The organism is Calditerrivibrio sp., assembly GCF_049968475.1.
Classification (GTDB): Bacteria; Chrysiogenota; Deferribacteres; order Deferribacterales; family Calditerrivibrionaceae; genus Calditerrivibrio; species Calditerrivibrio nitroreducens_A.
Window position 1 is genome coordinate 80,172 of sequence record NZ_JBMFQS010000002.1, and the last position, 14,040, is coordinate 94,211.

Annotated in this window: 15 protein-coding genes and 1 tRNA gene; 6 read left to right on the forward strand and 10 right to left on the reverse strand. The window is 32.2% G+C overall.

Annotated features, from left to right (window positions below):
• Positions 1 to 49: 49 nt before the first annotated feature.
• The 6 genes from ACP5Q2_RS03020 to ACP5Q2_RS03045 all read left to right on the forward strand — a co-directional run bounded on the left by ACP5Q2_RS03020 (position 50) and on the right by ACP5Q2_RS03045 (position 4,446).
• A tRNA-Leu gene (locus tag ACP5Q2_RS03020) sits at positions 50 to 133 on the forward strand.
• Between the two features lie 106 nt (positions 134 to 239).
• On the forward strand, positions 240 to 2,336 hold the full coding sequence (gene fusA / locus ACP5Q2_RS03025) for an elongation factor G (protein ID WP_428097098.1): 2,097 nt from the start codon (positions 240 to 242) through the stop codon (positions 2,334 to 2,336).
• A gap of 34 nt (positions 2,337 to 2,370) precedes the next feature.
• A complete protein-coding gene (locus ACP5Q2_RS03030; RefSeq protein ID WP_424605652.1) occupies positions 2,371 to 3,264 on the forward strand; it encodes a hypothetical protein in 894 nt (297 codons plus the stop codon).
• A gap of 55 nt (positions 3,265 to 3,319) precedes the next feature.
• Positions 3,320 to 3,598: an integration host factor subunit alpha gene (locus ACP5Q2_RS03035; RefSeq protein WP_424605651.1), complete on the forward strand. Its 279-nt coding sequence runs from the start codon at positions 3,320 to 3,322 to the stop codon at positions 3,596 to 3,598.
• Positions 3,588 to 3,896: a MerR family transcriptional regulator gene (locus ACP5Q2_RS03040; protein WP_424605650.1), complete on the forward strand. Its 309-nt coding sequence runs from the start codon at positions 3,588 to 3,590 to the stop codon at positions 3,894 to 3,896. Before ACP5Q2_RS03035 ends, ACP5Q2_RS03040 begins: the two co-directional genes overlap by 11 nt.
• A 40-nt stretch (positions 3,897 to 3,936) precedes the next feature.
• Positions 3,937 to 4,446, forward strand: a complete 510-nt coding sequence (locus ACP5Q2_RS03045; RefSeq protein WP_424605649.1) for a nitroreductase family protein — start codon at positions 3,937 to 3,939, stop codon at positions 4,444 to 4,446.
• 38 nt (positions 4,447 to 4,484) lie between these two features.
• Here the strand turns inward: ACP5Q2_RS03045 and fsa are convergent, their stop codons facing one another.
• The 10 genes from fsa to ACP5Q2_RS03095 all read right to left on the reverse strand — a co-directional run bounded on the left by fsa (position 4,485) and on the right by ACP5Q2_RS03095 (position 13,538).
• Complete coding sequence (gene fsa / locus ACP5Q2_RS03050; protein ID WP_424605648.1) at positions 4,485 to 5,129, reverse strand: fructose-6-phosphate aldolase; 645 nt, start codon at positions 5,127 to 5,129, stop codon at positions 4,485 to 4,487.
• A gap of 7 nt (positions 5,130 to 5,136) precedes the next feature.
• Complete coding sequence (locus ACP5Q2_RS03055) at positions 5,137 to 5,394, reverse strand: YHS domain-containing protein (RefSeq protein ID WP_424605647.1); 258 nt, start codon at positions 5,392 to 5,394, stop codon at positions 5,137 to 5,139.
• Entirely contained in the window at positions 5,391 to 6,044 is a 654-nt protein-coding gene (locus ACP5Q2_RS03060; protein WP_424605646.1) for a protein jag, read from the reverse strand. Before ACP5Q2_RS03060 ends, ACP5Q2_RS03055 begins: the two co-directional genes overlap by 4 nt.
• Positions 6,045 to 6,053: 9 nt before the next feature.
• Positions 6,054 to 7,568, reverse strand: coding sequence for a membrane protein insertase YidC (gene yidC / locus ACP5Q2_RS03065; protein WP_428097106.1), 1,515 nt, complete (start codon positions 7,566 to 7,568; stop codon positions 6,054 to 6,056).
• 24 nt (positions 7,569 to 7,592) lie between these two features.
• Positions 7,593 to 7,820, reverse strand: a complete 228-nt coding sequence (yidD, locus tag ACP5Q2_RS03070; RefSeq protein ID WP_428097109.1) for a membrane protein insertion efficiency factor YidD — start codon at positions 7,818 to 7,820, stop codon at positions 7,593 to 7,595.
• A complete protein-coding gene (gene rnpA, locus ACP5Q2_RS03075) occupies positions 7,774 to 8,130 on the reverse strand; it encodes a ribonuclease P protein component (RefSeq protein WP_428097368.1) in 357 nt (118 codons plus the stop codon). The genes yidD and rnpA overlap by 47 nt, the downstream gene beginning before the upstream one ends.
• Entirely contained in the window at positions 8,118 to 8,252 is a 135-nt protein-coding gene (rpmH, locus tag ACP5Q2_RS03080) for a 50S ribosomal protein L34 (RefSeq protein ID WP_041724223.1), read from the reverse strand. The genes rnpA and rpmH overlap by 13 nt, the downstream gene beginning before the upstream one ends.
• Positions 8,253 to 8,347: 95 nt before the next feature.
• Positions 8,348 to 9,307: a lytic murein transglycosylase gene (locus tag ACP5Q2_RS03085; RefSeq protein ID WP_424605644.1), complete on the reverse strand. Its 960-nt coding sequence runs from the start codon at positions 9,305 to 9,307 to the stop codon at positions 8,348 to 8,350.
• Between the two features lie 29 nt (positions 9,308 to 9,336).
• Positions 9,337 to 10,254, reverse strand: coding sequence for a diguanylate cyclase (locus ACP5Q2_RS03090; protein ID WP_428097112.1), 918 nt, complete (start codon positions 10,252 to 10,254; stop codon positions 9,337 to 9,339).
• Positions 10,251 to 13,538 carry a PAS domain-containing protein gene (locus ACP5Q2_RS03095; protein WP_428097115.1) on the reverse strand — a complete coding sequence of 1,096 codons (3,288 nt, stop codon included), beginning with the start codon at positions 13,536 to 13,538 and terminating at the stop codon, positions 10,251 to 10,253. Before ACP5Q2_RS03095 ends, ACP5Q2_RS03090 begins: the two co-directional genes overlap by 4 nt.
• Positions 13,539 to 14,040: the final 502 nt, after the last annotated feature.

The following is a 14,040-nucleotide window of genomic DNA, read 5'->3' on the forward strand; positions in this document are numbered from 1 at the left end:
AAGGATAAAAATGATACAAGTTATTGAAAATAAAGAAAACATATTAGCTGCCCAAATGGTGGAATTGGTAGACACGCAGGATTCAGGATCCTGTGGGGTAACACCTGTGGGGGTTCGAGTCCCCCTTTGGGCACTTTTTAATCCCAAAATATCTTTCTTATGACTCGTTGTTAAATAAAATCCTTGAATTTTTCATTTTATCTGTTAAAATTAACTAAAATTTTTGTTAGGGGGCCTGTATGAATGTAAGTGATATTAGAAATATCCGCAATGTTGCATTTATTTCTCATGGTGGTGCGGGTAAAACAAGTCTGGTAGACACAATTCTTTTTAATGCCAAAGTAAACAACCGAATCGGTAGTGTAGACAATGGGACGAGTTTGATGGATTTCGATCCCGTTGAGATTGAAAGAAAGATCTCAATAAATCTGAAAATTACCTCAATAGAGTGGAATAATACACTAATAAATATTGTGGACACTCCAGGTTATGCAAATTTCCTTCATGAAACCAAGTCTGCTGTTTCGGCAGTTGGTGGAGCCGTTGTCGTGGCCAGTGCTATTACAGGTGTAAAAGTGGAAACTGAAAGGGTCTGGAAGTACGCTGATGAATACGATCTTGCTAAAATCATCTTCGTAAATAAGATGGATAAAGAAAGAGCCGACTTTTTTAGGGCTCTTGCCGATATAGAAAAAACATTCAAAGTAAGACCACTTCCAATATTCTTACCAATTGGACAGGAAGAGAGCTTTAGAGGTATTATAGATCTTGTTAAAATGAAAGCATATATTTACCCTCAAGAACCAACAGCCAATTATAAAATAGAAGAGATACCAGCAGAGCTTTTATCAGAGGCTGAATCTCATAGAACAAAGTTGATAGAGGCAATTAGCGAGCTCGATGATGCGTTAATAGAGAAATATTTAGATGGAGAGGAATTTACTGAAGAAGAGATAGTAAAAGGTATAAGAGAAGGTACCATTTCTAAAAGATTTTTCCCTGTTATACCAGGTTCTGCAGTTAAAAATATTGGAAGCAAATTGCTTCTGGAGGCTATAATCAAATATCTGCCATCACCTATTGAAAGGGAAAGAAAAAAGGCGATTGATCAAAAGACAGGCGAAACAGTATTTGTGGATCCACTTGATCCGGAATTTAGGGCTTTTGTATTTAAAACATTTATAGACCCATTTGCAGGAAAATTAACTATTTTCAGGGTTTATTCTGGAGAAATAACTAACGATTCAGAAATTTACAATATAAATAAGGATGAAACTGAAAAAATAAACCAACTCTACCTTTTGCAGGGGAAAAACTTTGTGAAGGTTGACAGGTTGATAGCAGGTCAAATAGGGATGGTCAATAAGCTTAAATACACAGAAACTTTTGATACACTTTCAAAAAATAAAAAATCAACTGTTGTTTTTGAGCCGGTGCAGATTCCGGAGCCTGTATTAGCTTTTTCTCTTGTTCCAAAATCTAAAGATGACGAAGATAAGGTGAGCTCTGGTCTTCACAGACTTATGGAGGAGGATATCGGCATAAGGTTAACCAGAGACGAACAGACAAATGAACTGCTTTTAAGTGGTGCAGGTCAGATGCATATTGAAGTGATTGTTGATAAATTGAAAAAAAAGTTTAACGTGGAAGTAGAGCTTAAAACACCTAAGGTACCCTATAAAGAAACTATTAAAAAGAGTGCCCAGGGGCAGGGGAAATACAAAAAGCAGTCTGGTGGTAGAGGTCAATATGGTGATGTGTGGATAGAGCTACAACCTCTTGAAAGGGGTGCCGGATTTGTTTTTGAAGATAGAATTGTGGGTGGGGTTGTACCAAAACAGTATATCCCTGCTGTAGAAAAAGGTTTGAGGGAAGCAAGTATGAAGGGTGTTCTGGCTGGATTCCCCACTGTAGACTTTAAAGCTATTTTATACGATGGATCTTACCATTCCGTAGACTCCTCTGAAATGGCTTTTAAGATCGCAGCTTCCCTTGCTTTCAAAAAAGTGGCTGCAGCTGCTTCACCAACAATATTAGAGCCTATTATGAATCTTGATGTTTTTGTACCAGATGATACCACAGGTGCAGTCATTGGTGATCTCAATTCCAGAAGAGGAAAAATCATAAACGTTGAACCACAGGTCAATGGTCAACATATCAGGGCTCAGGTGCCAATGGCAGAAGTGTTAAAATATGCTCCTGATTTAAGGAGTATAACCGGTGGCAGAGGAACTTTTACTATAGAATTCAGCCATTACGAGGAGCTACCAAGTTATCTTGCAGAAAAAGTGATTGCTGAAAATAAAAAGGTACAACAAGAGGAAGAGGAAGAGTAAAAAAAGGGAGGGAAACCTCCCTTTATATTTAATTATGATAAAATTAAATCTTCTAAGATTTTTAGATAAAAGCTTCTCAGAAATCTATCAAATAACTCACGGTGAAATTGAATATAAAGAAGAAGAGTATGATTCGATAGAAATATCTGAAGAAGAACCAAAAGAACAAAAACCTACGCAAAACAATCGTAAAAAACTGATATTAGTATTATCTGTTGTTTTAGGTACAGTATTATTACTTTCTTCAGTAATTCTAGTATATTTTTATTATCAGACAAAAGTTATAGAAAAACAGATAGCTGCTAAAAAAACAACCCTTTCTCATAATGAAAAAGGTCAAAAACCGAAATCTACAGACAATATACATAAAGAAGTAGAATCATACAACGAATTAAGTGATTTTAAACCAATTGGTGAAATAGTATTTGAAGAAGAGAAAAATAGATTAGCTAACAATTCTGAACTCTCTAATTTTCCAAAAAATGTAAAATCTGATAATAAAACGGAAGCAAAATCTACTCAGAAAAAAGATGATATAAAACAGTATAGATATAACCTTGTAATAGAAGATTGCTACCCTGGGGAAATTGAAAAGATAAAATTAGCACTAAAAGATACAAATCTTTCTTATATTAGTACTGAGAAGGGAAAGATAAAACTTGTGGTTTACAAAGCTTATAAATATGCCGAAAAATCAGATCTTTATATTGGTAATAAGCCTGTAAACTTTCTTGGGTATTTCTATAGCAAAGATGAAGCTGTATCTTTTTTACGAGAGAATTCCCTAAAAGGTATAGTTACTTCTAAAATGGAAGAAGTTACTGTTTATAAAGTAGAAATCACTTATTTCAATTCTGAATCAGAAATATCTCAATTTTTGGTCAAAACTAAGTTAAACAATAAAAAAATCAGGGTAGATAAATCTTAGGTATTGACAATCAATTATATTTTTCTTAATATAGCAGTAAATAAAGGGGGTAATTATGACTAAAGCTGATATAGTTGATATAATTTATGAAACTCTGGGAATCTCAAAAAAGGATATCTACAAGGTTGTGGATTCAGTTTTCAGTAAAATAAAAGATGAGATTCTCAGCAAAAACAATGTAAAAATCTCCGGTTTTGGTAGTTTTGAGGTTAAAACTAGAGGTAGAAGAATTGGTAGAAATCCAAAAACAGGTGAAGAAAAAGTTATTGAAGCAAGGACGGTGGTTTCTTTTAAACCAAGCAGGCTTTTAAAAGAAGAGGTTAATGCAAAATAAGATTTACTATAAGATAGGGGAGGTCTGTGAAATTACAGGCCTCAAACCTTCTATAGTCAGATTCTGGGAAAAAGAGTTTCATCAATTAAGACCTTTAAAATTAAGTTCAAACCAGAGATATTACACTTCCAATCATATAGATTTATTAAATAAAATTAAATACCTGCTTTATGAAGAAAAATTGACAATTGAAGGTGCCAAAAAAAAGCTTAAAGAAAAAACAGCAGAAGAGAAACTTTTAGAAATTAAAGAAGAATTAAAATCTATCCTGTCGGATATCAAAAAAAGTATACAATAAGATAGATCTATAGTAGACTAAATTTTAAGGGGGTAAAATTATGGATGTAATCACCGCTATAAAAACGAGAAGAAGCATCCGTTCTTTTTATGATAGACCTGTAGAGAAAGAGAAGATTGATGAATTATTAAAACTGGCGATGTGCGCTCCTTCCGCTGGGAATGAACAGCCATGGCATTTTATAGTTGTGGATGATGTAAAAGTGAAGAAAGATATTGCTGATATGCACCCATATGCCAAAATGCTTTATCAGGCACCTATTGGTCTAATTGTTTTAGGAGATGTTTCACTTGAAAAATATAAAGGTTATTGGGTGCAGGATTGCTCTGCAGCGATAATGAATATTCTTACAGCAGCGCCAGCATTGGATTTGCAAACTGTATGGTGCGGTATCTACCCAACCGAAGAAAGGGTCAGGGATTTTATGGAATATTTCAAACTACCACCAAATATAATACCCCTGGCCGTTATAGCGGTTGGGTATTCTGATAAAAAGGGGTTTGAAGTGGATAGATTCAAGCCCGAAAGGATTCATTACAACAGATTCTAAAAAAATAGGGTGGACTGAACCACCCTGTATTGATAGTTCTAACTATTAGCCTTTTTCCAGTCCTCTAAAAATTTTTCTATACCTATATCTGTGAGTGGATGTTTCATCATCTGAATGAGTATAGAAAAGGGTAGGGTAGCTATATCGATATTATTCTTGATGGTTTCGATTACATGTTGTGGATGTCTTATACTTGCAGCTATCACTTCACAGTCAAACCCGTAAGATAAGATCATTTCCTGACAATTTTTAGCGAGCTCAAAACCGTTGTGTCCGATGTCATCAAGCCTGCCAACAAAAGGGCTAATATATCTTGCCCCTGATTTACATGCGAGCAGAGCCTGATTTAATGAAAAAATTAACGTCATATTAACATTCACATCTTTTTCTGTAAGTTTGCGGGTGGCCACAAGCCCTTCTGGAGTAAATGGTATCTTAACAACCACATGTTCACTTATGGAGGATAGTTCAAGCCCCTCTTTATACATCCCTTCAGCATCCAGCGAAATAACCTCGGCACTTACCGGAGCCTTCACAATTTCACAAATCTCTTTAACGAGCTTTTTAAAATCTTTTTTTTCTTTTGATACAAGGGTTGGATTTGTGGTTACTCCATCTATTATCCCCAGATCAACGGCTTTTTTTATTTCATCGATATTGGCAGTGTCAAGAAATATTTTCATACAATAATTACCCCTCAGATTTTATTTTTTCTATGAATTTTTGTCTACAATCTTCTGAACAAAAGTAGTAGATATTGTCATAGTACTTCACTTTGAAATTCGTTGTTCTTTCCACAAATGTCCCGCATGTTGGATCTTTTACCAGCTCCACAGGATTATTTGAAGGATCTGAAGATTTAGCTTCCACTTCAGAATTTTTATTACTTCTTGTAAAAAGCTTATAAGCTACATATGCCAGTATTATGAAAGTAAAAAATTTAATCATCTATTCCCCCTTTTGCGGTTATTATTTTTTGCAGGAACTATAAAAATTGTTTTAATATCTCCCGTACCGGAACTCTCTGTCTTTACCCCTTCAATATCGTTTACTATCTTATGGATATCTTTTCTTATAATTGTTATCATAGGGGGAAGTTTCTGAACTTTTCCAGTCTTTTTTACCGTTTCAGCTGCCGCTAAAGCTTTTTCAGCTAAGTGTTTTGTAACTCTTTCTCGATAACCCTCCACATCAACAACTATTTCCACCTCAGGGTAATTTTCAATATTTATCAGTCTATCCACCAATTCTTGAAGCGCATTAAGAGTTTGGGCAAATTTACCCACAAGTAGCTTTGAGTCCGGTGATATTATATTGAATATATATTTGGGTTTATCTTCTATTATTTCAACTTGAAATTCTGAAAACCCTGATTTCTCAAGAATTTCATGAAGGATCACTTTTGTCCTTCTCTTTACATACTCAAATTCATCAAATTTTATCATTACTTTTGATTGTTTTTTTCCAAAACCCAGGATACCTTTTGATCCCTGCTCAATCACTTCATAAGTGATAAATTCTCTTGGAATTTTATTTTCATTGAGAAACTTAGAAATCCCTTCATCTATATCGTAACATTCTATCTCATAATACTTCATATTTAAACCTCATGTAAGCTTTTTATTAATATAGTACTGTTGAATAATAGAAAGAATATTGTTTGTAAGCCAATAAATTACAAGACCAGAAGGGAAGTTGAGAAATAGAAATGTAAATATCACAGGCATCATCAGAAATATCTTCTGTTGCATTGGATCCATTGTGGATGGGGTCATCTTCTGTTGGATAAACATCGTAATACCCATTATAATAGGGGTTATATAATATGGATCCTTATCAGATAGATCTGTAATCCAGAATATAAAAGGTGAACCTTTCAATTCCACAGATACCAGAAGTGCTTTATAGAGTGCGAAAAATATAGGTATTTGAATTATCATAGGTAAACAGCCCCCCATAGGATTCACGCCATGTTTCCTATAAAGCTCCATCATTGCAGTATTCATCTTTTGGGGGTCATTCTTGAATTTTTCTTTTATTTCCATTAACTTAGGCTGAATCTGTTGCATCTTCTTCATAGATGTCATACTTTTTATTGTAAGAGGGTAGGTTAGAAGCTTGACTATAATTGTAAGAATGATTATAGCCACACCGTAGTTTTTAGTAAAACTATAGATAAAAAGCATAAATTTTAGCATGGGTACCGCAAGAAATTTAAACCAGCCAAAATCTATACTATTCTCCAATCCAAGGTTGAAACTTTTCAAAAGATCATACTCCTTAGGCCCCACGTATATATTAAATTTAGTATCGGAGGTGGATTTGGGATTCAAAATAATCTGTTTTACACCTTTTACAATGGCGCTTTCACCCATTTTTTCTATTTTGCCCAATTCAAGATTACCATCAATTGCAGCAAAAAGATAATACTTTGTAGTATAACCTATCCATTTGGGAGCATCAAGCTTGACAGTATCCTTGACCTTTCCTGGAGCTACCTCTTCCCTCTTTTCCCCATTATAAATTATTGGGCCTTCAAATATGTAACTGCTTTTTTCGAAACCTTCCCCAAAACCTGGGCCGATATCTATACTACCATCAAGTTTAATAGTCTGATCAGAATTGTTTGAAACCTTTAAATTTAGATCTATTAGATAACCTTCTTTCCCTATAGTATAAGTTTTAGTTATCCCTATATTATTTTGAAGAGCAGAAAAAATTACAATCTTTTTACCATCAATCTCTTTTATCTCCATGCTATAATTATCACCATATCCATCCAAGACCTTCATGTAGTTATCATTATCATTTTTAAATGTAACAATCGGCAGTTTTTTATCACGATATTTTACCACTGAAACCTTGTTTATATTTCCTGAATGCTTATCAAAATAGATTTCCACAAAACCGTTTGATACTTTTTCAACTTCAATAGATTTACTTTTTGTCGTAATATTTGATATTGTCTTCACTTCAGATTTAGAAGCAACATTGTCTTTCTCTTTAGATAATGTGGCAGAGTTATCCTGAGCCACAGGCATTGGTGCTGGTGCGAAGAAAAATTGATATGCAAGTAAGATTATTATACTTATCGCCACAGCTAATACTGTTCTTTTGTCCATTAAGATATCCTCCGATATGTGATATTATTTAACATGGTCGATGCCACCTTTATTAAAAGGGTTGCACCTTAGTATACGCCAGATGGATAATAAAATCCCTTTGAAAACCCCTTTTTTCTCTATAGCTTCCTTTGCATAGGCAGAACAAGACGGATAAAATCTGCAATTATTGCCCAAGAATGGGGATATAGCTATCTGATAAAAATTAATCATCTCTATCATTAATTTTTTTAACATTTTGTGTAATATCATCCAACAATTCCCAATATGTGGCCTTCAAAGAAGAAGGTAGGGCAAGAATGACTAAATCAAGATTTTTAAAAATCTCTTTGTTAGTCCTGTATATATGCCTTAACCTTCTCTTTATGAGGTTTCTATCAGCTGAATTTTTACTAACTTTTTTACCAACTACTAAACCGACTCTACCTGAACCTTTGATATAAAATATGCAAAAGTATCTAAAATATATCTTTTTACCTTTTTTAAATAGGTATTTAAACTCAAGTTGTTTCCTTAATCTTACCTCTTTAGGGAAACGCTCATTTTTTTCTACAGTGCCAATCTTTTCCTACCTTTAGCTCTTCTTCTTTTTAAAACATTCCTTCCACCTTTTGTGGATTTTCTCGCTCTGAATCCATGATCTCTAATTTTTTTTAACTTTGTAAGTTTTTTTAATGTTCTCATCTGTGCCATAACATTCCTCCATTTTCTGTTTTTTGTTTAACGGGTTATTATATTTAAATAATAGACAATGTCAAGTAAAACTGGGCAATACGACATCATTGAAGTAAACTTTTATAAATGAGATATGCTGTAAGAGCATAGTTATCACTTCTGTTGTAAGTTTTTATTACATCATAATTTTTATATGTTAACCAAAGCTCAAAGTCATTCTCATTCTCAAATTTTCTAACTGTGGCTTTTCTGTTTTTTGATTGGAGGTATCCTAATTTTTCTAAATCAATGATTTGGGATTGATTAAGATATGGTAGAAATAAATTTATATCTTCAGGCCTAATCTGCTCAGCAACTATATCTTTATAGATCCAGCCGTTGAGTTTTAGATAGTTTGCTATACTTGCGAAAACATCCTGCCAATCATTCACAAGATCCACTCGACAATCGCTGTTATAATCAATACCGTAATTCAATATACTTGATGGCATAAACTGAGGCAGACCAATGGCACCAGCGTAAGAGCCCTTTAATGTATTGTTGTCATAGGTTTTGTCCAAATATCTCAGTAAAATATAACTTATTAGCTCTTTCGTAAAAAATGAGCTTCTGGGAGGATACCCTCTGGCAAGAGTAAATAACGCATCCCCCACATTATGTACCGGTTTATATTTACCAAAATTTGATTCTATAGCCACCAGAGCCACTATTATCTCTTTATCAACGTTAAACTCTTTTTCTATTTTATTTAAAAGATCTTTATGTTCCTCAAAAAACAGTTTGGCATCGGATAATCGTTTTTCGGTGATAAAGATTTTTTTGTATCTTCCCCATATTAAAGCTTCCTTCGGGGTAGTAATTTTTTCAATGGTTGCATTATCGATTTTTAAAGATAATAGTATCGATTTACTGAATTCTTCCGGAACGTTGTGCCTGGATTTTAAAACTTTAGTAATATTATCGATATACTCTAAATATGATAGATCATCTATTAAGTTAGTCTGGTTATCACTGGCGTATAAGATATTAAAAAAAACTAATAATATTAACAATATCCTCAACATAAATTATCCCTATATTTGATTTTTAAAGATTAGATTTTTTCAATCACAATCTGGTTCCTTCCAAATTGTTTTGCTTTGTATAATGCTTCATCTGCTCTTTCGAGCATTTTAAAATGTTCATCCATTTCAGTTGGTATTCCATATACACCACCAATACTTACAGTAACATAAGGTGAAACGGTAGATGCTTTATGCTCTAATCTTAGATTAGATATATTGCTTTTAATTCTACCAGCGATCATTAAAGCATCATCATAAGATGTTTCTGGTATAACACAGGCAAATTCTTCTCCACCAAATCTCGCCACCAGATCATAAGGTCTTTTTAGAGAATCTTTTATCGCACAAGCAATAGATTTCAAACAATCATCTCCCGCAAGATGACCGTAGGTATCATTATACAATTTAAAATAGTCTATATCAATCACGAATATAGACAGATACATTTTTTTTCTCAATGATATTTTATACCATTTTTCTAAATATTCATTAAATCTTCTCTTGTTGGCAATTCCTGTAAGACCATCTATCATTGCAAGTTTTTTTAAGTAATCCCTCTGCTTTTTCAGCTCAATATGAGTAGCTACTCTTGCTTTTAAAATTGCACCTATAATCGGTTTGGTGATATAATCAACTGCACCAGCCTCAAGACCTTTAACCTCTTGTTCTACGGAATCGAGTGCTGTAATGAAAATAACCGGAATTTCTCTTGTTAATATATCTGATTTGAGTTTTGTTAAAACTTCATATCCATCCATATCCGGCATTACAACATCCAGTAATATTAGATCGGGAGAGGTTTCATAAACTTTTTTTATTCCACTAACCCCGTTTGTACTGAAAAAAATTTCGTAATCATCTTTTAAAACTCCATTAATCAGTTGTATGTTGGAAACGGAATCATCAATAATTAAAATTTTACCTTTATGTTCATTATTACTATTCATAAAAGACCCTTTTTCTTAAGTTCATCTAATATCATGAAAGCTTCTGTAAAATTTAGATTTGAAATAGCTAAACCCAGCTGATTTGTCAAAAGACCATCCACCGAGGATAAGCCATATTTCATATCTTCATATTTCTCAATTGCTTTTAAATTATTATCCAAAAGTAATTTTGTTAATTCCTCAATATCATCTTTTGAGATTTTTTTAAAAGATACGATCTCTTTTCTCGAACCTTCCAACGTTTCTTTATAACTATTCAATATGTCTATTTGATCAAAAAATTTATCAAATAGATTTTTGATCATTTTAGGTTCTGTTTTTGCTTTGAGCAGTTTATCTATTTCCACAAGATTTTTATGTATATCCACAAGACTGATATTGCCGGATGCCCCTTTATGTTTGTGGATAATCTTTTGTAACTTTTCTATTTCATTTTCTTGTATACACTGTTTGATGATTGGAATATCACGATTTATTTCTTCGACAAATAGATTGACAAGAAATTTTATATTCTCTGGATCACTTCCCCTCATCTTCAAATCCTGGAAATCTAAAAATGGAATCTCTGAAACAGAATCTGTCTTTGGTTCATTTGAAAAGGTATATTTTAATTTAACCCACTTTGAAATAGTTTTAAAAAGCTCATTCATGGAAACAGGTTTGGTGAGATGATCATTCATCCCTGCTTCAATTGATTTATCAGCATCAGCTTTAAAAGCATGTGCACTTACGGCAATGATAGGTATGTCAACATAATCGGGTATCATTCTTATCTGCCTTGTGGCCTCATAACCATCCATGTTTGGCATCTGAATATCCATAAAAACAATATCGTATTTTTTCTTTTTTGCCAAATTTACTGCTTCAAGACCATCATTGGCAAAATCAGATGAAATATTAAACTGTTTCAACATATTTTGTAATACTATCTGATTGATTACATTGTCCTCCACTATCAAAGCGTGTAAATCTTGAATTGGAAAATCAGAATTTTTTAAATATTTTTCTTCTTTAGCTAAATCTTCTTTAAATAAAATTTTTGTTACGGCATTGAATATATCAGAAGGTAAGACTGGTTTTTCCATAATGAATGGCTTTTTTGTAAATATCTTTTGGGCCTCTAGTTTGCTTAGATTTGTAATAATGATAGCCCTACTTGATTCAAACAGTTTGAATACATTATTGATAATCTCTTCATTTTTTGTTGAATGAACAGCAAATACGATATCTATCTTACTATTTTCAAAACTGAACGTTTCATCAAAAACTGTTACTTTAAATTTAAGAGATTCTAAAATTTTAAGTATATTTTGAGAAAATAATGATAAATCAGAAATAAAGAGAACATTTAGATTGGTAATTTTTTCATTATAGAATAATCCAGAAGAGTCATCAATCCCAAACTTCAAAGTAACATAAAAAGTTGTGCCTTTACCGGGTTCTGAGACGAAATTTATATTACCATTCATCACATCTAATAATCTTTTTACTATGGTCAACCCAAGTCCTGTACCGCCATATTTTTTTGTTACCGATTGATCCCCTTGAAAGAATGGAGTAAATAGCTTTTGCTTTTTATCATCATTTATACCTATACCTGTGTCTTTAATTACAAATAAAATTTCTACACAGTTTTCTGTTGAATTTTTTATAAAAACATCCAGAGAAACATAACCGATTTCTGTAAACTTAATGGCGTTTCCCAATAGGTTTATTAGAATCTGTTTAACCCTTAAAGGGTCACCGATAATCTTTGCAGGTATTAATGGATCTATAAAAACGGTAAACTCGATTTTTTTTTCTTTAGCTCTATAATAAAGCACTTTAATTACTTCATCTATAGTATCTTTCAACGAAAAGATATCGTTTAGAATCTTAATTTCACCACTTTCGATTCTGGAAAAATCCAGAATGTCATTAATGATATCGAGGAGATGATGTGAAGCCATATTTAGATGTTTCACATACTCTAACATATGTTTAGGAAGATTTTCTTTTATGAGAAGTTGGGAAATACCTATTATGCCATTTAATGGAGTTCTGATTTCATGAGACATGTTGGCAAGAAAAGTAGATTTTGCCTGATTTGCTCTTTCTGCCTCCTCTTTTGCCTTGATAATCTCCTGCTCGGCAATTTTTTTATCATTTATGTTGACAACAACACTTATTAAGTTTTTTATATTACCATCTTCATCTTTCAGGGATGATCTATTTGAATCCATCCAGATCAACGATCCATCTCTTTTTACGTATCTATTTTCGATTCTATAGTAATCTATTTCATTATTTAATATCCCCTGAATAAAAATTTGCTCTTTTTCGTAATCTTCTGAAAATATAATTTCAGATATATTTTTATTTTTTAAATCCTGATAATTATGTTCTAGTAGCTCCAAAAGGTAATCATTTATTAAAATGATATCTCCCAATTTATTGGTAAATATGATACCAACGGGTGCTCTATCAAATATTGATTTAAAAATTATCTCTTGCTCTTTTACAGATTTCTCCAGTAAAACCTTTTCAGTAATATCCTGAACTGTGCCTATGCTTCTTATAGGCTCTCCATCTTTATTGTAAAAAGTTTTCCCCCTTTCTATAACGTATTTAATTCTACCATCAGACATCAAAAGTCTGTGTTCCACCTGATAACTCTTTTTCATTCTAACAGATTCCCAATATGCATCATTAACCTTTTCCCTATCATCAGGGTGAACAGTCGAAATAAAGGCATCATAGGATGCTCCGAATTCCTGCTTATCTATTTCAAAAATATCATAAATTTCATTTGACCAAAACAGCTTGTTATTTTTAATATCAAGTTCCCATGAACCAATTTTTGCAATCTTCTCTGCCTCTTCGAGTAGATAAAGCTTTTCTTGGAGTAGTATTTCTGCATTTTTTTTCTCAGTAATATCTATATGTGTTCCCATAAGATACAACATAGAACCGTCATCAGCATATTTAATGACTTTTCCCGAACCTCTGATCCATTTGTAGCTACCATCCTTAGCTATTAATCTAAAATCAATAGTAAAAGATTTTTTTATTTCCATTTGTTTGGCTAAAGATAATTGGACATACTCAATATCTTCCGGATGTAAAAGCTCCACCCATTTTTCGTATGACATTTCAAATTCATTTGGATAGTAACCCAACATCCTATAGGCATGATCAGACCATAAAACCTTACCTGTGGAATTATCCCAAAACCATACACCTATATCACCACTTTCGAGAGCATACCATATCTCATCAATGCTAAACTTTGTTTTATCACTCATAAAGGCATTATACAAAAAAAATCTAAAATTAAAAGAGGATTTTAAAAATAATGAATGGGCAAAATTTAATCTATTTTTAACTTAATATAATCAGTCTGTTTATATAAATTTAACAAATAAGAATTCTATCATTTTTTATTATTAGTATTTAGATATTTTTATATTACTTAGAATAAAATTTTTGTTTTTATTATTGATTTTATTACTATCGTGCTTTAAAGATATATCTATAAATCCAATAGATTTGTTAATATAGTCAGAGATTAAAAATATTAATTCAGTATTATAAGAATTTTATTTAATAGATATTTTATATTACATTTACTTTTATCTATTTTACTATCAAAATACAATAGAAAATATTTTGCATATAGAACGCAGAATTCAAAATTAATATAGATTTTTTTTATATAATTAACGACTTGAATTAATTTACAAATATAGGGATATAAAATTTAATTTAAATTTATTTTTCTCTTTACATTTTGTTAACTTTATGCAA

Excerpts from the sequence above, each read along its gene's own strand:
- fusA (WP_428097098.1), top strand. The coding sequence starts at position 240 with ATGAATGTAAGTGATATTAGAAATATCCGCAATGTTGCATTTATTTCT.
- ACP5Q2_RS03030 (WP_424605652.1), top strand. The coding sequence starts at position 2,371 with ATGATAAAATTAAATCTTCTAAGATTTTTAGATAAAAGCTTCTCAGAA.
- ACP5Q2_RS03035 (WP_424605651.1), top strand. The coding sequence starts at position 3,320 with ATGACTAAAGCTGATATAGTTGATATAATTTATGAAACTCTGGGAATC.
- ACP5Q2_RS03040 (WP_424605650.1), top strand. The coding sequence starts at position 3,588 with ATGCAAAATAAGATTTACTATAAGATAGGGGAGGTCTGTGAAATTACA.
- ACP5Q2_RS03045 (WP_424605649.1), top strand. The coding sequence starts at position 3,937 with ATGGATGTAATCACCGCTATAAAAACGAGAAGAAGCATCCGTTCTTTT.
- fsa (WP_424605648.1), bottom strand. The coding sequence starts at position 5,129 with ATGAAAATATTTCTTGACACTGCCAATATCGATGAAATAAAAAAAGCC.
- ACP5Q2_RS03055 (WP_424605647.1), bottom strand. The coding sequence starts at position 5,394 with ATGATTAAATTTTTTACTTTCATAATACTGGCATATGTAGCTTATAAG.
- ACP5Q2_RS03060 (WP_424605646.1), bottom strand. The coding sequence starts at position 6,044 with ATGAAGTATTATGAGATAGAATGTTACGATATAGATGAAGGGATTTCT.
- yidC (WP_428097106.1), bottom strand. The coding sequence starts at position 7,568 with ATGGACAAAAGAACAGTATTAGCTGTGGCGATAAGTATAATAATCTTA.
- yidD (WP_428097109.1), bottom strand. The coding sequence starts at position 7,820 with ATGATATTACACAAAATGTTAAAAAAATTAATGATAGAGATGATTAAT.
- rpmH (WP_041724223.1), bottom strand. The coding sequence starts at position 8,252 with ATGAGAACATTAAAAAAACTTACAAAGTTAAAAAAAATTAGAGATCAT.
- ACP5Q2_RS03085 (WP_424605644.1), bottom strand. The coding sequence starts at position 9,307 with ATGTTGAGGATATTGTTAATATTATTAGTTTTTTTTAATATCTTATAC.
- ACP5Q2_RS03090 (WP_428097112.1), bottom strand. The coding sequence starts at position 10,254 with ATGAATAGTAATAATGAACATAAAGGTAAAATTTTAATTATTGATGAT.
- ACP5Q2_RS03095 (WP_428097115.1), bottom strand. The coding sequence starts at position 13,538 with ATGAGTGATAAAACAAAGTTTAGCATTGATGAGATATGGTATGCTCTC.